18 protein-coding genes are annotated in these 20,347 nt (G+C 70.4%); 12 read left to right on the forward strand and 6 right to left on the reverse strand.

The annotated features are described in order from the left end of the window. The first annotated feature begins 142 nt into the window (after positions 1-142). From ACIGXW_RS07460 to ACIGXW_RS07490, 7 genes are all read left to right on the forward strand, one after another. Entirely contained in the window at positions 143-1,876 is a 1,734-nt protein-coding gene (locus ACIGXW_RS07460) for an ABC transporter ATP-binding protein (protein ID WP_399570961.1), read from the forward strand. A gap of 122 nt (positions 1,877-1,998) precedes the next feature. After that, positions 1,999-3,903 carry an ABC transporter ATP-binding protein gene (locus tag ACIGXW_RS07465; RefSeq protein ID WP_399572463.1) on the forward strand — a complete coding sequence of 635 codons (1,905 nt, stop codon included), beginning with the start codon at positions 1,999-2,001 and terminating at the stop codon, positions 3,901-3,903. Positions 3,904-4,351: 448 nt separating this feature from the next. After that, positions 4,352-5,152 (forward strand): response regulator transcription factor, encoded by an 801-nt coding sequence (locus ACIGXW_RS07470; protein WP_399570964.1) that lies wholly within the window; start codon positions 4,352-4,354, stop codon positions 5,150-5,152. 24 nt (positions 5,153-5,176) lie between these two features. Next, on the forward strand, positions 5,177-6,196 hold the full coding sequence (locus ACIGXW_RS07475; protein WP_399570967.1) for a LacI family DNA-binding transcriptional regulator: 1,020 nt from the start codon (positions 5,177-5,179) through the stop codon (positions 6,194-6,196). 186 nt (positions 6,197-6,382) lie between these two features. Then, entirely contained in the window at positions 6,383-7,375 is a 993-nt protein-coding gene (locus tag ACIGXW_RS07480; protein WP_399570971.1) for a S1C family serine protease, read from the forward strand. Between the two features lie 72 nt (positions 7,376-7,447). Then, positions 7,448-8,185, forward strand: coding sequence for a response regulator transcription factor (locus ACIGXW_RS07485; RefSeq protein ID WP_399570973.1), 738 nt, complete (start codon positions 7,448-7,450; stop codon positions 8,183-8,185). Further along, positions 8,182-9,585 (forward strand): ATP-binding protein, encoded by a 1,404-nt coding sequence (locus ACIGXW_RS07490; RefSeq protein ID WP_399570975.1) that lies wholly within the window; start codon positions 8,182-8,184, stop codon positions 9,583-9,585. Before ACIGXW_RS07485 ends, ACIGXW_RS07490 begins: the two co-directional genes overlap by 4 nt. A gap of 17 nt (positions 9,586-9,602) precedes the next feature. Here ACIGXW_RS07490 and ACIGXW_RS07495 read toward each other — a convergent pair whose 3' ends face one another. The 3 genes from ACIGXW_RS07495 to ACIGXW_RS07505 form a co-directional block, all read right to left on the reverse strand. Then, positions 9,603-10,880, reverse strand: a complete 1,278-nt coding sequence (locus ACIGXW_RS07495) for a DUF2993 domain-containing protein (RefSeq protein WP_399570977.1) — start codon at positions 10,878-10,880, stop codon at positions 9,603-9,605. 265 nt (positions 10,881-11,145) lie between these two features. After that, positions 11,146-12,033 carry an MBL fold metallo-hydrolase gene (locus ACIGXW_RS07500; protein WP_399570980.1) on the reverse strand — a complete coding sequence of 296 codons (888 nt, stop codon included), beginning with the start codon at positions 12,031-12,033 and terminating at the stop codon, positions 11,146-11,148. Positions 12,034-12,211: 178 nt separating this feature from the next. Continuing rightward, a complete protein-coding gene (locus tag ACIGXW_RS07505) occupies positions 12,212-12,688 on the reverse strand; it encodes an ATP-binding protein (protein WP_399570983.1) in 477 nt (158 codons plus the stop codon). A gap of 240 nt (positions 12,689-12,928) precedes the next feature. Between ACIGXW_RS07505 and ACIGXW_RS07510 the strand changes: the two genes are divergently transcribed. The 3 genes from ACIGXW_RS07510 to ACIGXW_RS07520 are packed head-to-tail and all read left to right on the forward strand — an operon-like array spanning position 12,929 to position 14,234. Then, positions 12,929-13,780, forward strand: a complete 852-nt coding sequence (locus ACIGXW_RS07510; protein ID WP_399570985.1) for a helix-turn-helix domain-containing protein — start codon at positions 12,929-12,931, stop codon at positions 13,778-13,780. Positions 13,781-13,791: 11 nt separating this feature from the next. Next, positions 13,792-13,977, forward strand: coding sequence for a DUF397 domain-containing protein (locus ACIGXW_RS07515; protein ID WP_399570987.1), 186 nt, complete (start codon positions 13,792-13,794; stop codon positions 13,975-13,977). Continuing rightward, positions 13,974-14,234 (forward strand): DUF397 domain-containing protein, encoded by a 261-nt coding sequence (locus ACIGXW_RS07520; RefSeq protein WP_399570989.1) that lies wholly within the window; start codon positions 13,974-13,976, stop codon positions 14,232-14,234. Before ACIGXW_RS07515 ends, ACIGXW_RS07520 begins: the two co-directional genes overlap by 4 nt. A 367-nt stretch (positions 14,235-14,601) precedes the next feature. Here ACIGXW_RS07520 and ACIGXW_RS07525 read toward each other — a convergent pair whose 3' ends face one another. Together ACIGXW_RS07525 and ACIGXW_RS07530 are read right to left on the reverse strand one after the other, a co-directional pair. Further along, positions 14,602-14,811: a hypothetical protein gene (locus tag ACIGXW_RS07525; protein ID WP_399570991.1), complete on the reverse strand. Its 210-nt coding sequence runs from the start codon at positions 14,809-14,811 to the stop codon at positions 14,602-14,604. 114 nt (positions 14,812-14,925) lie between these two features. Continuing rightward, entirely contained in the window at positions 14,926-15,552 is a 627-nt protein-coding gene (locus ACIGXW_RS07530; RefSeq protein WP_399570993.1) for an SMI1/KNR4 family protein, read from the reverse strand. A gap of 160 nt (positions 15,553-15,712) precedes the next feature. Between ACIGXW_RS07530 and ACIGXW_RS07535 the strand changes: the two genes are divergently transcribed. Together ACIGXW_RS07535 and ACIGXW_RS07540 are read left to right on the forward strand one after the other, a co-directional pair. Continuing rightward, positions 15,713-18,055: a hypothetical protein gene (locus tag ACIGXW_RS07535; RefSeq protein ID WP_399570995.1), complete on the forward strand. Its 2,343-nt coding sequence runs from the start codon at positions 15,713-15,715 to the stop codon at positions 18,053-18,055. Positions 18,056-18,097: 42 nt separating this feature from the next. Then, positions 18,098-18,334, forward strand: coding sequence for a hypothetical protein (locus ACIGXW_RS07540; RefSeq protein ID WP_399570997.1), 237 nt, complete (start codon positions 18,098-18,100; stop codon positions 18,332-18,334). 56 nt (positions 18,335-18,390) lie between these two features. Here the strand turns inward: ACIGXW_RS07540 and ACIGXW_RS07545 are convergent, their stop codons facing one another. Then, entirely contained in the window at positions 18,391-20,199 is a 1,809-nt protein-coding gene (locus ACIGXW_RS07545) for a bifunctional metallophosphatase/5'-nucleotidase (protein WP_399570999.1), read from the reverse strand. Positions 20,200-20,347: the final 148 nt, after the last annotated feature.

Consider the following 20,347-nt stretch of genomic DNA (forward strand, 5'->3'; position numbering starts at 1 on the left):
CGTCGCCACGGCGACCCCTCTTTTTCGGTTCCGTTCATTCCGGCTTATTGCCGCCCTCCATGATGACGGGTGCCGGACGGGTCACGGTCCCCAGCCGGTAAAGGAGGGGCCGTGTGGAGGGCTGCTCGCATAGGCTGCCTTTGTGTTGGTACGACTTCTCCGGGTCCATTTGCGGCCCTACTCGGGGGCCATCGCGACAGTCGTGCTGCTGCAACTGGTGCAGACGCTCGCGACGCTCTACCTGCCCACGCTCAACGCGGACATCATCGACAAAGGCGTCGTCAAGGGCGACACCGGCTACATCCTCCAGACCGGCGGGCTGATGCTCGCCGTGACCCTCGCCCAGGTCGTGTGCGCCGTCGGCGCCGTGTACTACGGCGCCCGCACGGCCATGGCGGTCGGCCGCGACCTGAGGGGCGCGGTCTTCGACCGGGTGCAGTCCTTCTCGGCGCGCGAGATGGGGCACTTCGGCGCACCCTCGCTGATCACCCGCACCACCAACGACGTCCAGCAGGTCCAGATGCTGGCCCTGATGACCTTCACGCTCATGGTGTCCGCGCCCATCATGTGCGTCGGCGGCATCGTGATGGCGCTCAACCAGGACGTCCCGCTCTCCGCGCTGCTGCTGGTGATCGTCCCGGCGCTGGCACTCATCGTGTCGCTGATCATCTGGCGGATGCGGCCGCTGTTCCGGGGAGTGCAGGAGCGCATCGACACCGTCAACCGGGTGCTGCGCGAGCAGATCACCGGCATCCGCGTCATCCGCGCCTTCGTCCGCGACACCCACGAGCGGAAACGATTCACGGGCGCCAACGACGACTTGATGGACGTCTCGCTGCGGGCCGGGCGGCTGATGTCGCTGATGTTCCCGTCCGTGATGCTGGTCGTGAACCTCTCCTCGATCGCCGTCGTGTGGTTCGGCGCCCACCGCATCGACGACGGAGGCATGCAGATCGGCGCCCTGACGGCGTTCCTCAGCTACCTCATGCAGATCCTGATGGCCATCATGATGGCCACCTTCATGTTCATGATGGTGCCGCGCGCCGAGGTCTGCGCGGAGCGCATCCAGGAGGTCCTGACCACCGACTCCAGCGTGGTGCCGCCGGCCGCGCCGGTCACCGAGCTGCGCGGGCGCGGCCATCTGGAGCTGCGCGGTGTCGCCTTCGGCTACCCGGGCGCCGAGGAGCCCGTCCTCAAGGACGTCTCGCTCGTCGCCCGGCCCGGCGAGGTCACGGCCGTCATCGGCTCCACGGGCAGCGGCAAGTCGACCCTGCTGGGCCTGATCCCGCGCCTGTTCGACGCCACCGCCGGCGCGGTCCTCGTCGACGGCGTGGACGTAAGGGACCTGGACCCGGTCGTCATGGCCGAGGCCGTGGGGCTCGTACCGCAGAAGCCGTACCTCTTCAGCGGCACCGTGGCCTCCAACCTGCGCTACGGGCGCCCCGACGCGAGTGACGAGGAGCTGTGGCAGGCGCTGGAGACCGCGCAGGCCCGCGACTTCGTCGAGGCGATGGACGGGCGGCTCGAGGCACCGGTGGCCCAGGGCGGGTCCAACGTCTCGGGCGGTCAGCGCCAGCGCCTGGCGATCGCCCGCGCTCTGGTCCGCAAGCCGGAGATCTATCTCTTCGACGACTCCTTCTCCGCGCTCGACTACGCCACCGACGCCCGACTGCGGGCCGCCCTCGCCCGGGAGACCGGCGACGCGACGGTCCTGATCGTCGCGCAGCGGGTGTCGACCATCCGCGACGCCGACCGCATCGTGGTCCTGGACGAGGGCCGGGTCGTCGGTACGGGTACCCACACCGAATTGATGGGGGCGAACGAGACGTACCGGGAGATCGTCCTCTCCCAGCTCACCGAGGAGGAGGCGGCGTGACGTCCCCCGACAAACCCGGCAGCCCCGCTGCCGGCACCGCAGCGGCCGAGGGCGCCGGTCCCGGCGAAGGCCGGGGCGCCACGCGCAGAGGCCCGGCGCCGGCGGCCGGCATCGGACGCTTCATGGGCGGACAGCCCACCGAGAAGTCCATGGACTTCGGCCGCTCCAGCCGCAGGCTGCTGGCCCAGCTGCGCCCGGAGCGGGCCGTCATCACCGTGGCGCTGGCCCTCGGCGTCGTCAGCGTCGCGCTGACCGTCATCGGCCCGAAGATCCTCGGCCACGCCACCGACCTGATCTTCGCCGGCGTCGTGGGCCACCGGATGCGGCCCGGCACGTCGAAGGCCGAGGCCCTCGAACACCTGCGGGCGCAGGGCGACGGCCGCATCGCCGACGTGCTGAGCGGCGTCGACTTCACCCCCGGGCAGGGGATCGACTTCGACGCGGTCGGCACGGTGCTGCTGTGGGTGCTGCTGATCTACGTCGGCGCCTCGCTGTTCGCGTTCATCCAGGCCCGCATCGCCACGAACGTCGTCCAGCGGGCCGTCTTCCGGCTGCGCGAGGAGGTCGAGGAGAAGCTCGGGCGGCTGCCGCTGAGCTACTTCGACAAGCAGCAGCGCGGCGAGGTCCTCTCCCGCGCCACCAACGACATCGACAACATCGCGCAGACGCTGCAGCAGACGCTGAGTCAGATCATGGCCTCGGTCCTGACGATCGTCGGCGTGCTGGCCGTGATGTTCTGGATCTCCTGGCTGCTGGCGCTGGTCGCGCTGATCACCGTGCCGGTGTCGATCATGGTCGCCGCCAAGGTCGGCAAGCGCGCACAGCCGCAGTTCGTCGCCCAGTGGAAGTCCACCGGAAAGCTCAACGGCCACATCGAGGAGATGTACACCGGCCACTCCCTGGTGAAGGTCTTCGGCCGGCAGAAGGAGTCCGCCGAGACCTTCCGCAAGGAGAACGAGGAGCTGTACACCGCGGGCTTCAAGGCCCAGTTCATATCCGGTCTGATCCAGCCCGCGATGATGTTCATCGGCAACCTCAACTACGTGCTCGTCGCCGTCGTCGGCGGTCTGCGCGTGGCGAGCGGCTCGCTGTCGATCGGTGACGTGCAGGCCTTCGTGCAGTACTCGCGCCAGTTCAGCCAGCCGCTCACCCAGGTGGCCTCCATGGCCAACCTGGTCCAGTCCGGCGTCGCCTCCGCCGAGCGCGTCTTCGAGCTGCTGGACGCCGAGGAGCAGTCCCCGGACGCCGAGGAGGCACCGCGGCCCGGCCATGTGAGCGGCCAGGTGTCCTTCGAGAAGGTCTCCTTCCGCTACGAACCGGACAAGCCCCTCATCGAGGACCTGTCCCTGACCGTGCGGCCGGGACAGACCGTCGCCATCGTCGGCCCCACCGGCGCGGGCAAGACCACGCTGGTCAATCTGCTGATGCGGTTCTACGAGGTGGCCGGCGGCCGCATCACGCTCGACGGCGTCGACATCGCGGCCATGCGCCGCGAGGACCTGCGCTCCCACATCGGCATGGTGCTCCAGGACACCTGGCTCTTCGGCGGCACCATCGCGGACAACATCGCCTACGGGGCGCCCGAGGGCACCTCGATGGACAAGATCGTCCAAGCGGCGAAGGCCACCCACGTGGACCGCTTCGTGCGCACCCTCCCCGACGGCTACGACACCGTCATCGACGAGGAGGGCTCCAACGTCAGCGTCGGCGAGAAGCAGCTGATCACCATCGCCCGGGCGTTCCTGGCCGAGCCGGAGATCCTGGTGCTCGACGAGGCCACGAGCTCCGTCGACACCCGCACCGAGGTGCTCATACAGCAGGCGATGGCCCAGCTGCGCACGGGCCGCACGAGCTTCGTCATCGCGCACCGGCTCTCCACGATCCGCGACGCGGACGTGATCCTGGTGATGGAATCCGGCCGCATCGTGGAGCAGGGCACCCACGAGTCGCTGCTGGCCGCGGACGGCGCGTACGCCCGGCTGTACGCGGCGCAGTTCGCCCAGCCGGTGGCGGTGGAAGAGGTCTAGCGGAACGGTACGGGCGCCCGGGGGCGTACCGGCGCGTGCTCCGGCGCGTGCCCCGGTGCGCCCCTCGTGCTGCACCGTATGGCCCATGCGCGTGCGGGGCCGGGGCCGTGTGCGGCGCGGCAGACTGGACCCGAAGGGGTGCTCACGCCGCATCCGCCCGCACGCGGTCCCGTGTCAAGAGCACAGTGCGATGACCACTCGAAGTGATCGACGAAACACAAGCTCGTGCAAAATCGTCCGTCCCTCCGAAAGTCATCTGGGTTATTCTGCTGGGCAGAGAGGATCCGGGCAGAGTAGCCCCCGGGTCCTTTTGTGCATTCGGACGACGAGCAGTGCCCCACCGTCCTCGCAGGGACCGAGGAGGAACCGACGCAATGGGCGAGCGAAGCGCACGAGACAAGAGCAAGAGCCGGACACGGCGCACGACGACCGAGGCGGGAGGCGGCCGATGAGCTCCTTGCTGCTCCTGACCAATGCCCTCCAGCCGTCGACCGAGGTGCTGCCCGCGCTCGGCCTGCTGCTGCACAGCGTCCGGGTGGCCCCCGCGGAGGGCCCGGCCCTCGTGGACACCCCCGGCGCCGACGTCATACTGATCGACGGCCGCCGTGACCTGCCCCACGTACGCAGCCTGTGCCAGCTCCTGCGCTCCACCGGCCCCGGCTGTCCGCTGATCCTCGTCGTCACCGAGGGCGGCCTGGCCGCCGTCACCGCCGACTGGGGCGTCGACGACGTGCTCCTGGACACCGCGGGCCCGGCCGAGGTCGAGGCCCGGCTGCGGCTGGCCATGGGCCGCCAGCAGATCTCCATGGACGACAGCCCCATGGAGATCCGCACCGGCGACCTCTCCGTGGACGAGGCGACCTACAGCGCCAAGCTCAAGGGCCGGGTCCTCGACCTGACCTTCAAGGAATTCGAGCTCCTGAAGTACCTCGCCCAGCACCCCGGCCGCGTCTTCACCCGGGCGCAGCTGCTGCAGGAGGTCTGGGGCTACGACTACTTCGGCGGTACGCGCACCGTGGACGTCCACGTACGACGGCTGCGCGCCAAGCTCGGCCCCGAGCACGAGTCCCTCATCGGCACGGTCCGCAATGTCGGGTACCGCTTCGTGCTGCCGGAGAAGACCGAGCGCCCCGCGGAGGAGGCCAAGCCCAAGGAGACGGCCGAGCCGAGCGCGAAGCAGGGCCGCCCGGCGCGGAAGGAGCAGCCGCGGACTGTCGAAACCGAGACCGTTCGCCCGGTGAAACGGTAGGTGGACCCGCGTAGACTGCCGCGCGTGGCCAAGGTGACGCGGGACGATGTGGCGAGGCTTGCGGGGACGTCGACCGCGGTCGTCAGCTACGTCATCAACAATGGACCGCGCCCGGTGGCACCGGCGACGCGGGAGCGAGTGCTGGCCGCGATCAAGGAGCTGGGGTACCGGCCGGACCGGGTCGCCCAGGCGATGGCGTCACGACGGACGGACCTCATAGGCCTGATCGTCCCGGACGCGCGCCAGCCCTTCTTCGCGGAGATGGCGCACGCGGTCGAGCAGGCGGCGGCCGAGCGCGGGAAGATGGTCCTCGTCGGGAACTCCGACTATCTCGACGAGCGCGAAGTGCACTACCTTCGGGCCTTCTTGGGCATGCGGGTCTCCGGCCTGATCCTGATCAGCCAGGGCCCCAGCGAGACCGCGGCCATGGAGATCGACGCCTGGGACGCCCGCATCGTCCTGATGCACCGCAGGCCCGACGCCATAGACGACGTGGCCGTCGTCACGGACGACATCGGCGGCGCCCAGCTCGCCACCCGCCACCTCCTGGAGCACGGCCACCCCTACGTGGCCTGCCTCGGCGGCACGGAGGTCACGCCCACCGTGGGCGACCCCGTCACCGACCACGTGGAGGGCTGGCGCCGCGCGATGCGCGAGGCCGGCAAGTCCCTCGAGGGCCGGCTCTTCCAGGCCCCGTACAACCGCTACGACGCGTACAAGGTCGCCCTCGAGCTGCTCGCCGGCCCCGACCGGCCGCCGGCCCTGATGTGCGCCACCGACGACCAGGCCATCGGCGTCCTGCGGGCCGCCCGCGAGCTGCGCATCGACGTGCCCGGCGAGCTGGCCGTGGCCGCCTTCGACGACGTGAAGGAGGCGGCCCTCACGGACCCGCCCCTGACGACCGTCGCCTCCGACCGCCAGGCCATGGCCCGCTCCGCGGTGGATCTCGTCCTGGACGACGGCCTGCGGGTCGCCGGCTCGCGGCGGGAGCGGCTGAAGCAGTTCCCGTCGAGACTGGTGGTCCGCCGCTCCTGCGGCTGCTGACTTACCGCTTTGTCCTCAATCGCCGGACGGGCTGATTTTCAGCCCGTCCGGCGTTTGAGGACAAGAAACGGTGAAAGGGCGGGGCCGGGGCACACTTCCCGCCTTTACGCGGACCGAACGAGGTTCTGCACCCCTTCTCAGTGCGTACTCAGACTGTTCTCATCTGCACGGAGCACAGTCATACCCATGACGGAAAACGAGCCCCAGTACCCGGCCCGCCCGGCCTACAGCCCCTACGCCCACTTCGAGGAGCAGGCGCAGGCGCCGGCCCCCGCGCCGGCCCCCGGGCACCGGGCCGAGGGCCGGCCCCGGGCCAAGCGCCCGGTGGCGCTGCTCGCCGCCGTCGCCCTCGTGGCGGCCGTCGCCGGCGGCGGCGCCGCGGCGGTCGTCGGCGAGCTGGCCGGCGGATCGCACGGCACCAGCCAGTCCACCCCCGTCCAGAACGCCTCCGCCAAGGGCACCGGCGTCGCGGCGGTGGCGAGCGCGGTCAGCCCCAGCATCGTGGAGATCAAGGCAGGCACCTCCTCCGGCCAGTCCACCGGTTCCGGCGTGATCGTCACCGGCGACGGCGAAGTGATCACCAACAACCACGTCGTCGCCGGCGCCGACACCGTCCGCGTCATCCTCAGCAACGGCACCACCAAGACCGCCAAGGTCATCGGCACGGACCCCGACAAGGACCTCGCCCTCATCAAGATCCAGGACGCCAAGGGCCTGAAGGCCGCCACCCTCGGCGACTCCGGCAAGGTGCGGGTCGGCGACCAGGTCGTCGCCATCGGCTCGCCCGAGGGCCTGACCGGCACCGTCACCAGCGGCATCGTCTCCGCCCTCAACCGCGACGTCACCGTCTCCAAGGAGCAGGGCCGCGCCCAGCAGGAGCGCGGCGTACCGCAGTGGCCGTTCGAGTTCGGCGGCAACCAGTACAACGGCGACACGGGCTCGTCCAAGACCACGTACAAGGCCATCCAGACCGACGCCTCCCTCAACCCCGGCAACTCCGGCGGCGCGCTCATCAACATGAGCGGCGAGATCATCGGCATCAACTCGGCCATGAAGCCGGCCGGTTCGGCGGGCGCGGCCGACTCGGCGGGCAGCATCGGCCTCGGCTTCGCCATCCCGGTCAACACGGTCAAGGCCGACCTGGCCAAGCTGCGCGCGGGCGGCGGCAGTGGCAGCTGAGCCCGGCGCACGGGAGGGCGTGCGAGGCTGAGAACGTCCGCCGTCACCGATGTACACCCGTGAGGTAAGCAGATGAGCCCCGCCGAGCACGGCGACCAGCCCGCCCGCATCCTGATCGTGGACGACGAGCCCGCCGTCCGCGAGGCGCTGCGCCGCAGCCTCGTCTTCGAGGGCTACGGCACGGAGCTGGCCGTCGACGGCCTGGACGCCGTGGAGAAGGTCGCGGCGTACGACCCGGAGCTGATCGTGCTCGACGTACTGATGCCGCGCATGGACGGCCTCACCGCCGCCCGGCGGCTGCGCGCCTCCGGCGTGACCGTACCGATCCTGATGCTGACCGCCCGCGACACCGTGGGGGACCGGGTGACCGGCCTCGACGCCGGTGCCGACGACTATCTGGTCAAGCCCTTCGAGCTGGACGAGCTGCTGGCCCGCATCCGCGCACTGCTGCGACGCAGCTCCTACGCGACGGCGGCCACCGAGGCCCCCTCCGACACCCAGGCCCTGTCCTACGCCGACCTGCGCATGGACCTCGCGACGCGCGAGGTGACGCGCGGCGGCCGCCGGGTGGAGCTGACGCGCACGGAGTTCACGCTGCTGGAGCTGTTCATGGCGCACCCGAGGCAGGTGCTGACGAGGGAACAGATCCTGAAGTCCGTATGGGGGTTTGAATTCGAGCCTTCGTCCAACTCGCTGGACGTCTACGTGATGTACCTGCGCCGCAAGACCGAGGCGGGCGGCGAGCCCAGGCTGGTGCACACGGTGCGCGGCGTGGGGTACGTCCTACGGGCCGAGGGCGGCGCCGAGTGATCACCAGATTCCGCCGGCTGCCGCTGCGCTCGCGGCTGGCGCTGCTGACGGCGGCGGCCGTCGCGGTGGCCGTGGCGCTCGCGGCGGGGGCGTGCTGGCTGGTCACCAAGCAGCAGCTGAGCCACCAGCGGGACACGACCCTCACCAGTCAGCGCGTCGACGACAGGTCCGTCCAGGGGCTCGTCCAGACCTGCGGCACCAACCCCTCCGGGCTGCCGCCGGCCCCCGGCTCGTACACCATCCAGGTCGTCACGGCCGGCGGCCTGGTCTGCACGACGCCGGGCAAGGCCGCGATCCGGGTGACCGAGGACGACCTGGCGGTCGCGACGGGGCGCGTGGACGACGTGGTGCTGCACGACAGCCGGGCCACGGACGGGCAGGAGATGCGCGTCGCGACCTACCGCAGCGAGCGGCTGCCGAACACGGCCGTCTCCATCGCCCAGCCGGTGAGCGAGATCGACAAACCGCTCAACGCCCTGGCGCTGGTGCTCGTGATCACCGCCGGGGTGGGAGTGCTGGGCGCGGCGACGGCCGGCCTGTGGATCGCACGGGCGGCGCTGCGGCCGGTGGACCGGCTCACGGGCGCGGTGGAGCACATCGCCCGGACCGAGGACCTGGCGGTGCGCATCCCCGTGGAGGGCGACGACGAGATCGCCCGCCTCTCGAGCTCGTTCAACTCCATGACGGCCGCCCTCGCCTCGTCCCGCGACCGTCAGCAGCAGCTCATCGCGGACGCGGGACACGAGCTGCGCACCCCGCTGACGTCGTTGCGCACCAACATCGACCTGCTGGTGCGCAGCGAGGAAACGGGCCGGGCGATCCCGCCGGAGGACCGCAAGGAGCTGCTGGCGAGCGTCCGGGCGCAGATGGCGGAGCTGGCCGCGCTGATCGGCGATCTGCAGGAGCTCTCGCGCCCCGACGGTCCGGGCGCGGGCGGCCCGCTGCAGGTGGTCGCGCTGCACGAGGCGGTCGAACGGGCGGTGGGCCGGGCACGGCTGAGGGCCGCCGGGGCCGGTCTGTCGATCGATGCGGAGATCGACAAGTGGTACGTACGGGCCGAGCCTGCCGCGCTGGAACGGGCCGTGGTGAACCTGCTCGACAATGCCGTGAAATTCAGCCCGCCGGGTGGTGTGATCGAGGTCCGTCTGGTGAAGGGCGAGCTGACCGTACGCGATCACGGACCGGGCATCCCGGCCGATGAACTTCCGCATGTGTTCGACCGTTTCTGGCGCTCGCCGACCGCCCGCAGCCTGCCCGGGAGCGGCCTGGGCCTGTCGATCGTCGCCCAGACCGTCCAGCAGGCGGGCGGCGAGGTGGCCGTGCACGCGGCCGAGGGCGGCGGCGCGGTGGCGTGCGTCCGGTTGCCGGGCGCGGCGACGGAACCTCCGGCTCTTGCCTGACGCCGGGCGCCTGACGTCTATCGCTTCACGCCGTCCCGGCCGACCGCGAGATCGGTGGCCGACAGCTCCACCCGGATGCCGTCCCGCTGGACCGTGACCTCGCTCAGGTGCAGGTCGCGGGCCTGTGGGGGGAGGCGGAAGGAGAGGGAGAGGCGGTCGGCGAGGGCGGGCGGCTGGAGCTGGGTGAGGGCGGTGAGCAGCTTGGGGTCGATCCCGAGCTTCTCCAGCAGCCAGGGGTGCTCCAGGACGACGTCGACGAGATTGATCCTCGTCAGCTCCTCCACGAAGCGCGGCGCCCCGGTGATCTCCCGCAGCCGCTCCTCGCTGCGCAGGGCCGTGGCCAGGTCCTCCTCGCTCACCCCGAGCCGGGCGGCGACGGCCGGCACGGACAGCAGCTCCTTCACCCGGGCAGCGTCGCGGGCGATCCGCTCGGCCGTCTCGCGGTGCAGGGTCAGGCTCCGGCCGGTACCGGACCCGGCATCGGACCCGGAGCCCGGTCCGGGGCGGTACGTCGCGACGCGGGGGATGTCCAGGCTCACGCCGTCGATCTCCGTGGACACCGCCCGGTCGCCGTCGCGGCGCAGCTGGGCCTGGCCCCGCAGCCGCAGCTCCTGCCCGGCGAGCGAGAGCCGGCCGTCGGCGCCGATGGCGTTGCCGCCGCGATCGCTGAAGCGCACCTGGGAGGCGCCCAGTTCGCGGTTCAGGTCCTCGAACGAGAGCAGCACGCTGCCGCCGAGGTCGCCGACGACGGCACCCTTGATGCCCATCGGCAGACTGCCGGTGAGCCGCACGTCGCGGGCGCTCGCCCGCACCTTCGCGAGCGACACCCGGTCGGCGGCCACGTCGGGCACCGTGATGTCCACTTCCTTCAGGCGCTTGGCCAGCACCTGGGTGAGGAACGGGAAGCCGTGGATGTCCACTTGGGGCTCGGCGGCCAGGTGCATGCTCCGCTGCAGCTGCTGCTGCGCCTTCTTCTCCGCGTACATCACGGCGCAGCGGTCCGCCAGCACGAGGAACGCCACACCGGCGACCAGGACGAACAGCCACTTCGCGGCACGGCGGTACGTGCGCAGGGGGCTGGGCGGCCGCCGCCGGCCTCTGCCGCGCTGCCTGCGACGACGACCGCGGCGCCGGTGGTCGGGCGGCGACCAGGGTTCGTCGTCGCCCGCGGCTAAGAGCGGCGGCTCCGCCGGTTCGTCGTAGGCCTGGCCGGGCCCGAGGGGATCGGGGTCGGCGAGCGCGGCCAGTTCCTCGTAGGGGTTGGGGGGACGGGGTATGCGCGTGGGGGTTCGCATCGCCACATCCCACCATGCGTGCCGCCCCCGTACGCAAGGGCTACCGCGAGTACCCGACAAATTCCTGACGCGTGGTTCGAACGGGAGTCTTAGCATCGATACGCGCAAGAGGCGGGACGGTTTTCGGCCGTTGTGCCGGGGATTTTCATGTCGGCCGAGGCCGCGCTCTAGCGTGGTGCCCATGAAACGCGCTCGGGGGAGTCGCGACGATCACGCGACGTGTGCGGTACGGATGTGGCGAGTGGTGAGACGGGGACGCGCCCCGCTACCAGCGGATGGCGGTGAAGTCGACGGGCCGGGGCTGTAGCCGCCGGGTGCGTTCGGCCAACTGCCGCAGCCGCTCGCTCATCTCCTGAGCGGGCAGCCGCTTGCGGTCGCCGTGGCCCGGCAGGACCCACTCGAAGCGCAACCCGCCGGCGGCGGTACGGGCCAGGGAGGCGCCGAGCTCCACGATGGAGTACCAGGTGACGCTGTCCGCCACCTCGAGGTCGCCGGTCGTGCGCGACCAGTAGAAGCTGTCACCGGCGAAGCAGTACCGCTCGTCGGCGACGTACAGCACGCTGCCGCGCGTATGCCCCGGCAGCGGGTAGGCGATCACCCCTTCGCCGATCTCGGCCGGATCCGTCCCGCGCAGCACGCGGTCGGCGTCCGGGGCGGCGTCGAGATCGCCCTCGTGAATCCACAGCCGCGCGCCGAAGCGGTCCGCGTACCGGCGCCCGTGGGCGACGTGGTCCCGGTGCGTGAGCAGGACGTCGGTGACGGCGCCCAGTGCCTCGTACCGTGCGGCGAGTGCGGTGCTCCACCGGGGGGTGTCGATCATCATGAGGGTGCCGGAGGGGCGGCGGAGGAGGTAGGAGTTCGCGGCGGCGGTGTGCGGTGAATTGTGCCCGCACAGCCAGAGGTCGGTGTCCAGGGGGAGGGGGAAGGGGTCGAGGTCGGGGTCGAGCCGGTGGTGGGTGTGGCGGATGGAACGGGTGTGGCAGGCGTAGGCGGCGGCGTGCAACTGCCGCACCTCGGCCTCGTCGCGGGGCTGCCGGACCACTTCGGCGCGTCCGTCGACCTCGCGGATGAGGTCGGGGGCGAGTTGGCGGGCGACGTCGCAGTTGGTGCAGCGGGAATCGACGTACCAGTGGGCTAACTGGGGGGTTTCCATAGGGCAGTGGTACCCCGGGCGGTTCGGAAAGGGGAAGGGGTGGCGGACCTTGTGATTTCGCCGCGAATCGTATCGAAGGGGGGTGGGGGCGGGGTCCGGAATACCCCGAATGGTGCGGTAATGCGTCCCGCGCGGGCGGCGCAGGACGCGGGTGGGTGGCTCGCTTCGACGTCGGGCGTCACGCCGCCATGCCGAGTGAGCCGGACCTGGGGCTCACCTCGCACCACAACAGCTTTCCGGCCACGCCCGGCAGCGACTGCCGCAACGCCCAGCTGCCCCAGCTTTCCGCGCACAGCCGCACGATCGACAACCCGCCGCCACTGTCCCCGATGTTCGCGGTTCCGGGTGTGAAGTGCTTACCCCTGCGGCCAGGGCGCGCGAACTCGGCCGGGATCTCGGGGCTCGTGTCCCACACGCTGATACGGATCCGGCCGTCGCCGGCTTCCTTCAGTCGGACCTCGGCCGGTCCCTCGGTGGACAGGTAGGAGTTCGTGACGAACTCGCTGACTACGAGCTCGGCGACGTCGGCCAGTTCGCCCATGTCGTGGCTTTCGAGCACGCCGCGCAAGGTCAGCCGGGCGATCCGGGCGGATCGGGGGTCATGCGGAAGGATGAGCGAGTAGGACCAGCGGTTCTCCGGCGATACGGTTGCCATGGGTGGCTCCTTGCGGGGAGGTTGTCGCGTTGCCGCGCACCGACGGTGTCAATGCCACGCCCTTGCCGGGTGGGCAGGGCGGGGTGCGCTTCCGTGGTGCGGCGGGCCGCGTGGGGAGTGGCTTGCCTCGACGGTAGGCCCATCGGCCGTATACCTAACAGCGGTTCGCGCGTAGGGCTATGAAATCCCGCTCGTGTGGGTGACGGAGCCGTGCCCTGCGGCGGCCCTACAGTGGGGCCCATGCCACCCAGCCTTCCCCCAACACTCAGGCAGCGCCGCCTGGGCGCGGAGCTGCGCAAGCTCCGCGAGCGAGCGGGCCTGTCGTCAACTGCCGCCGCTGCGCGTTTCGGCTTCCAGCAGGCGCGAATGAGCATGATCGAGGCCGGCCGTCACGCGGTGAGCGCCGACCGGGTGCGGGCTATGGCCCGCAGCTACGCCTGCGCGGACGACGCGTTCACCGATGCCTTGGCCGACATGACGGGCGGGCGCACGCGCGGTTGGTGGGACGAGTACCGCGAGTACTTGCCCGCGAGCTTCGCCGACTTGGCTGAGTTGGAGCACCATGCGCATGGCGTGCGGGTTGGGCTGGTCATTCACATTCCAGGTCTGCTCCAAACACTCGACCACGCCCGTGCGGTGATCAGAGAGGCGCCCCTTCAGCTGCGCGCTTACGAGGTGGAACACCGGCTGTCTCACCGGATGAAGCGGCAAGCAGTCCTGCATGGCAGCAGTCCGTTGCCCTATACAGCGATCATCCACGAAGCCGCGCTGCGTATGCAGTTCGGCGGTTCAGCCACCGTGCGGGGGCAGCTGGAACATCTCATCGCCATGAGCGAGTTGGCTAATGTGGCGATCCGCGTGATTCCGTTCGGGCGGGGGGCGTTCCCTGGGACGGGTCAGTCGATCGATTATGTCTGTGGGCCCGTGCCGCAGCTCGACACCGTTCAGCTCGATGTCGCTTGGGGCTGCCAATTTATCGATGCCGAGGCCGAGCTAGCCAGGTACGGAGCCGTCGTGGAACAGATGGAGGCAAGCGCGCTCGATTTGACCGAGTCGCGGGACTTCATCCACGGCCTGCTTCGGAGTATGTGAAGGTGAGACCGGTGACCTCGTACCAGTGGTGGAAGTCCTCCTACAGCGCCAATTCGTCAAACTGCGTGAACGTAGCTGCCGCCGACGACGGAACGGTGCGCCTGCGCGAAAGCGACGACCCGGACACGATCTTGACGCTTACGCCTGCGGCGCTGCACGGCCTGATACGCGCTGCCAAAGCGGGGAGGCTCTCGTGATCGTCTGGCAGAAGTCGAGCTACTGCAGCGAAGGCAACGCCTGCTTAGGGATGGGCGCGCTGGTGCAGGAGTGGCAAAAGTCGTCGCACAGCGCAAGCTCGTCGAACTGCGTTAACGTCGCTGCGCTGGGCGACGGAACCGTCCGCTTACGCGAAAGCGACGACCCCGACACCATCCTGGCCGTCCCTCCCACCGCCCTGCGCGCGTTCCTGCGCACCGTCAAGGCGGGCCTGGGCGGGGGTCGGCGCACCGCCTAATGGCAGATGAACCGCTTCACGTTGTTCCGTACCTCCGTGATGGGGCTGCTGCATCCCATGGGGCACGGGGCCGGCATGGCGGCGGCATTGATCTTCCGCTCAGGCGGGTGATCGCACGCTGAGCAGTACCAGCAGGGCGGTTGGCCCGGTGTCGTGTCCCACCACATCGGGTTGTGGCAGCGGTTGCAGCGAACGAGGGGCGCGGACTGGCCGCTGTGCGGGGCTACCGGCATACCGCCATCGTCCCCGGACAGCCGGCGCGCCCTCGGCAATTCGGCCCCGTTTCCACCCGTACAGGTGTGGTGGCGCACCGCCCCCGGAGCCGCGTAGCGGCGTAGCGGTAGTCCGGGGGCGGAGCGCGGTGCCGTCAGACGACGGGTTCGAGGGCGTTCGGCAGCTCGACGAGGGTGACGCCGCCGGGGCCGGTCAGGTCGATGACCCCGTTCGAGTCCGCGCCGATCAACCCCAGAACGTTGGCGTGGACATCGGCGTGCGCCGGGGCCGCCAGTGCGGCGGCACCTGCGGTGAGGAGGACGGCGGTGGCGACGGTGACCAGGGCGCGCTGCACAGTCTTCATGGGGCTCTCCTGTCGATCACGCGTGGTGGGCGTGCCAGTCCTTTCCGGCAGGCCATCCGCCAAACGGCGGTCGCTCGCCGCACCGTGGTGCGCGCCCCGCGTGCGCGCCGGGGCTCAGCCGCCGCTCGTGGCGGACTCGGCCTGCTCCAGCCAGGTCAGGTACCAGCGCGCGAACCTCATCGGCTCGCCCTTGTCGTCCAGGAGCGGGGCCATGTCCACGCCGTCGGCACGGCCGTCCGACCAGATCCGCCCGCGCTCCGGGCCGCTCACGATGAGCCACTCGCGCAGAGCGCAACCGAGGTGTGCGATCACCACCGCGCCCGGCGTCCGGTCCTCCGACCACAGCAGGGGCTCCCACTCCTCGGCCCAGGCGTCGTAGGCGGTCTCGTACGCGCTCGGGTCGTCGAAGTCGTCCTCCTCCGGCCAGGCCGCCTCCAGCTCCGCCAGACGGCCGGCGTGCGGACCCTTCACCGGGAACGGCTCGGCGAGCCGCGACAGCTCGGTGAGGCAGGCCCCGTCACCCTCCCAGCGCCAACGGCCGTCGACCCGGCGTACGCCGAAGATCGCGTAACCGCCCGCCCCGACGTGCCGCAGGAACCCGCGGTACTCGTCGGGCAGCGCCACGCCGATCTGGGCCTCCAGTTCGGACAGTTCGTCCTCCGACAGCGGGTCGCCCAGGAAGTGCCCACCGGCGAGCGCGAGCACGCGCTCGCGCACTCCGGCCCATATCTGATCGTTCATGGGCCGAACCCTAGGCGGGGGGTGTGACAGGCGCCCGATCCCCCCGAATTGCCGCGCCGCGAATTCGTAGAAGACTGGAAGTGACGGCCCGAGCGGTTGGAGGCTCGGCATGTCCTCACGGCCGGAGCGGCACTGCACGACTGGGCATTCTTTGCTCCCGGTGCCGCACGTCAAGCTCACGGGGGCCTTGGCGCTGGTCGCGCTCGTGCTGTTGCTCGCCGCGGTGCGGGCGGTGGGGCGGCCGCATTGGCGGTGGCAGGCCGGCGAGGACATTCCGGTGTTGCCCGACCGGCTCGTCGAGTGGGTGATGCAGTGCGTCGCCGGAGCCGGGCAGCTGCTGACGGTCGGCGGGGGCGGTGCGTCGGCCGGTGCGCGGGTGGGGTGCCTGTTGCTTCTGCTCGCCTTCTTCGCGTTCCTGCGCCGGTGGATGCTGGCCCGGAACGCCTACCATCCCGGCCCCGTGGACGTACGGCGGCTCGTCGCGTCCGACCCGGAGGTGGAGCAGCAAGTCGAGGGGCTGACCGCGCAGTTGCGCAAGCATCTGTCGGAGACCAACCTCTACCCCCCGACCGCGCTGCCCGCGGAGGAGCCCGCGGACAATTTCCTCGACCTGCTGGGCGACGTCGATCTGGAGCCGAACAGGCTGGGTACGAGTCTGCTGAGGTTCTTCAGCCGACTGCGGCCCAAGATCGCCTACCGGGTCTCCGGCGTGCTGCGCGATCGACCGGTCGAGCCGCGATTCGGGGTGACGATCACGGTCACGTCGTATGCCATCAGAGGCAGTCGTACGGAGACGATCTGGGCCACGACCTGGGAAGAGGTGGTCCAGGCCGCCGGTAACTGGGTGATGGCCGCGCTCGTGCCGGTGACGAGGGCCAGCCGGCTCCCGCCCTGGCGGGGATGGCGCGGCCGGGACCTGCACCCCGATCTGTTCGCCGCGTATCAAGAGGGCAGACGGCTCGGCCAGGAGCGGAAGTTCGACGACGCGCTCGACTGCTATTACGCGGCGCTGCGACTCGATCCGATGAATCTCTACCTGCGGACGCAGATAGCCGGTATCCAGGAGAAGCTCTGGCTGCATCTGGACGCCCTCGAGACCTATTACGGCGCCATGCTGCTGGACGGGCACACCTGCCTGCAGCGGGAGAAGCACCTCAAGAGGCGGTTCTTCCGGCGCAGGTACCGGTGGTGGCACAACGGGCTCTTCGAGGCCCGGTACCGCTACGCCGTCGTGCTCGGCATCGGGGAGCAGACGGCCGACGAATGGTGCGAGAAGTTCTTCGAGACGAGCGCGCACCAGCGGCGGCAGAGCGACCGCAAGGAGATCCGCGAAGCGCTGACGCCCGCCTTCGTCGACCGGTACTGGCGGGCCTTCATCGGCTGCCACCCTTCCGACGTGCAGGACGGCGGCCCCTTCGGGAAGGGGGATGAAGCCAGGATCAGGGCCTGGCTCCGGAAGCAGCTGGCGGACGAACCCGACAGGGAGATCGTCCGGGTCATACTCCAGCGCGCCTGCCTGGAGGAGATGGAGCAGCTCGCGAGGGACTACCCCCGGCTGAGCCATCTCCTGCCGAGCACCCGGCTGAGCGGGCCTCTCACCTGGCCTTCCCTGCGGCTCAATCGCGACGTATGGGCCCCCATCCGGCTGGCCTGGGCCCAGCGGGACCTGGCCGAGGCGAAGAAGGGGAAGTACTCGATCAGCGGGCTGCCCTCACCCGGGCCCTGGCTGGAACAGTCACCGGAAGAGCTGGACGAGCGGGTGCGGAGGGTGATGGACCGGCCCTTGCTCTACCCCCTGAAGCGCTGGGCCAGGGACTGCCGGCTGTGGAGGCGCCGCCCCTGGCAGGAGAGCTACAACGCGGCGTGCGTCTATGCGGTGGCGATGAACTGCCGGGACGGACAGAAGGACCGCGAGCGGAAGGACCGCGAAGCGTTGGCGGCGTACGCCGTGATGGAGCTGGAGGACGCGGCGAGGACCGACCGGAGCGGCTATCAGCCGCTCATGCGGTCCTGGCTGCTCATCGAGGACCCCGACCTGGAGGCGCTGCGCAGGCAGGAGCGGTTCATCCGCTTCGAGCGGGAGATCTATCCGCACGCGTTGCCGGATCACCACCGTCCGAAACGGCCGTTGCGTGCCGAGGTGATGGCCTATGACCAGCGGCTTCTGACCGGTGCCGCCAAGGTGATGGAGCACACCTGGCGTGCGAGGCAGCTGCAGCTGCCCGCCGACGCCCATGTGCTGGCCCACTGGTTCGCCAGCGACAAGGAATTGTGGGAGTGCGTCTATCGCGTCGCCAAGGACCAGGGGTACGTATGGCGCGACCGCGCCAAGCTGCTGAAGACCGTCAGAGCGGTCGCCGACCCCACCCTGTTGGCCGAGTGCGGGCTGCCGTCCAGCCTGCCCGACCTCGACGAACTCCTCGACGACGCGGCGTGGTTCGTCCTCGGGGGCGCCGAGAAGCGGGTGAAGACCTTGGACGAGGTCATCGTGCGACGTCTGTAGACGGTGAGCGGGAACCTGAGGCGGACGCCCACGAGCGTCCCCATGGAGACCTCGCCCATCCACCGCAGCGACCAGTGGCTCGCCGGCGTCCGGCAGCGGGGCGCTTCGGCCCACTCCGGTGCGCAAGGAGCCATCCGGCAGGCGTGCGCGGACTACGAGGCCGTTTGGCGGGCGCTGGGCGAGGAGCTCGACCTGGACGGGGACCGCAAGGCCTTCCCGAAGGCGCTGGCCCGGCTCCGGGAGCCCAGGCCCACCCCGCTGGGCCTCGTCGCCGCCTGACGCCGAAGCGGCGCCGCCGAAACCGGCGGCGCCGCCCCGTGCCCGTACGGCGACCGTTACTTCACGATCGTGATCCGGTCACCCTTCGGCGGCGCCAGCGGCGCCTCCTTCGTCGAGTGCGCCTGCAGGTACGCCACGAAGACGTCCAGGTCGGAGGAGCCCACGCGCTTGTTGGTGCCGTCCTTGAAGGCGGGGAAGCCGTCGCCGCCGCCCATGAGGAACTCGTTGCCCGCGACGCGGTAGGTCTTGCCCGCCTCGATCGGCGTGCCGTTGAGCTTGACCGAGGACGCGACGATGCGGTCGGCGCCCTTCTTCGTCAGGTCCAGGGTGTAGGTCAGGCCCTTGCTGACCTGCAGGATCTTCGGCTGGGCCTCGTTCGGGCCGCTGACCTGCTGCTGCAGGGCCGCCAGGAGCTGGGCGCCGGTGAGGTCCTTGGTCTGCATCATGTTGGTGAAGGGCTGGACGGTGAACGCCTCGCCGTAGGTCACCACGCCGTCGCCCTCGGCGCCGGAGGCCTTGAAGGCCAGGTCCGAGCGGACGCCGCCGGGGTTCATGAAGGCGATCTGGGCGCCGCCCTTGTCAGGGGCCGAGGTGCCCTCGAGCTGGGCGTCCGTGATGACGTCGCCGAGCGGCTGCTCGTACGCCTCCGAGCCGCGGCCGTTGATGTCGGCGGAGATGTAGCCGACCGGCTTGTTGGCGACCGGGGCCGCCAGGGTCTTCCAGCGGTCGATGAGCTTGGTCATGTCCGCGGCCTTGGGCTGCTCGCGGTCCACGACGTGGTTCTTCGCGCGCGGGCTCTTGACCGTCGTCCGGACGATGTCCTTGGTGCGGCGGTCGTACGTCAGCGTCGTGTCGGTGTACAGGCGGCCGAAGGAGGCGGCCGAGGTCACCGTGCGCGGGGTGCCCGACGGGTCGGGGATGGTGCAGGCGTAGGCCTGGTGGGTGTGGCCGGTGACGAAGGCGTCGACCTTCGGGGTGACCTTCTTGGCGATGTCGACGATCGCGCCGGAGATGCCCGCGCCCGCGCCGGGGGTGTCGCAGTCGTAGTTGTACGAACCGGACGCCGGCAGGCCGCCCTCGTGGATGAGGGTGACGATCGACTTCACGCCCTGGCGGTCGAGTTCCTTGGCGTACTTGTCGATGGTCTCGACCTCGTCGCGGAACTTCAGGCCCTTGACGCCCTCGGCCGTGACGACGTCCGGGGTGCCCTCGAGCGTGAGACCGATGATGCCGATCTTGACGCCCTTGTGCTTCCAGATCGTGTACGGCTTGAGGATCGGCCGGCCGGTCTTCTCGTCGGTGACGTTCGCCGCGAGGTAGGGGAAGTCGGCGCCCTGGAAGGTCTTGCCCTTCTCGAAGCAGCCCTCCTTCGGGTGGCAGCCGCCGCGCTGCATGCGCAGCAGCTCGGCGCGGCCCTCGTCGAACTCGTGGTTGCCGACCGAGGTGGCGTCCAGCTTGATCTTGTTGAGCGCCTCGATGGTCGGCTCGTCGTGGAAGAGGCCGGTCATCAGCGGGCTGGCGCCGATCATGTCGCCGGCGGCCGCGGTGATGGAGTACTCGTGGCCCTTGCGGGCCGTGCGCAGCGAGTTGGCGAGGTACTCCACGCCGCCGGCCGGTATGACCTTCTTCGTGCCGTCGGCCTGGGTCTCCGTCACGGTGCCGGAGGAGCCCTGCGGCGGCTCGAGGTTGCCGTGCAGGTCGTTGAACGAGAGCAGCTGGACGTCCACGGTGCGGCCCTGGTCGCGGGCGCCGGCCGGGGTCGCGGAGACGGCGAGGGTCCCGGCGGTGGCGGCGAGCACGGCGGCGGTGGCGGTCAGCCGCGTGAGGGCGAGGCGCTTGCGTCGAGGCAGCGTCTTCGCGGGCATGCGTTCCCCTTATTGAGAAGGTGCTTGGGGGTTTATCGGTCGGGCGCAGCATACGGTCGACGCGCGTAGCCCGGCAGGTGGGCCGAGGTGACGAATTGGTACCGCTCGGCCGTACGGCATGCGTCGTCGGCAACGAAAGGATCACGCC

The organism is Streptomyces sp. NPDC053079 (assembly GCF_044546695.1).
In the GTDB taxonomy this organism is placed as follows: domain Bacteria; phylum Actinomycetota; class Actinomycetes; order Streptomycetales; family Streptomycetaceae; genus Streptomyces.

Excerpts from the sequence above, each read along its gene's own strand:
- ACIGXW_RS07465 (WP_399572463.1), top strand. The coding sequence starts at position 1,999 with ATGGGCGGACAGCCCACCGAGAAGTCCATGGACTTCGGCCGCTCCAGC.
- ACIGXW_RS07470 (WP_399570964.1), top strand. The coding sequence starts at position 4,352 with ATGAGCTCCTTGCTGCTCCTGACCAATGCCCTCCAGCCGTCGACCGAG.
- ACIGXW_RS07480 (WP_399570971.1), top strand. The coding sequence starts at position 6,383 with ATGACGGAAAACGAGCCCCAGTACCCGGCCCGCCCGGCCTACAGCCCC.
- ACIGXW_RS07485 (WP_399570973.1), top strand. The coding sequence starts at position 7,448 with ATGAGCCCCGCCGAGCACGGCGACCAGCCCGCCCGCATCCTGATCGTG.
- ACIGXW_RS07495 (WP_399570977.1), bottom strand. The coding sequence starts at position 10,880 with ATGCGAACCCCCACGCGCATACCCCGTCCCCCCAACCCCTACGAGGAA.
- ACIGXW_RS07500 (WP_399570980.1), bottom strand. The coding sequence starts at position 12,033 with ATGGAAACCCCCCAGTTAGCCCACTGGTACGTCGATTCCCGCTGCACC.
- ACIGXW_RS07505 (WP_399570983.1), bottom strand. The coding sequence starts at position 12,688 with ATGGCAACCGTATCGCCGGAGAACCGCTGGTCCTACTCGCTCATCCTT.
- ACIGXW_RS07510 (WP_399570985.1), top strand. The coding sequence starts at position 12,929 with ATGCCACCCAGCCTTCCCCCAACACTCAGGCAGCGCCGCCTGGGCGCG.
- ACIGXW_RS07525 (WP_399570991.1), bottom strand. The coding sequence starts at position 14,811 with ATGAAGACTGTGCAGCGCGCCCTGGTCACCGTCGCCACCGCCGTCCTC.
- ACIGXW_RS07530 (WP_399570993.1), bottom strand. The coding sequence starts at position 15,552 with ATGAACGATCAGATATGGGCCGGAGTGCGCGAGCGCGTGCTCGCGCTC.
- ACIGXW_RS07540 (WP_399570997.1), top strand. The coding sequence starts at position 18,098 with ATGGAGACCTCGCCCATCCACCGCAGCGACCAGTGGCTCGCCGGCGTC.
- ACIGXW_RS07545 (WP_399570999.1), bottom strand. The coding sequence starts at position 20,199 with ATGCCCGCGAAGACGCTGCCTCGACGCAAGCGCCTCGCCCTCACGCGG.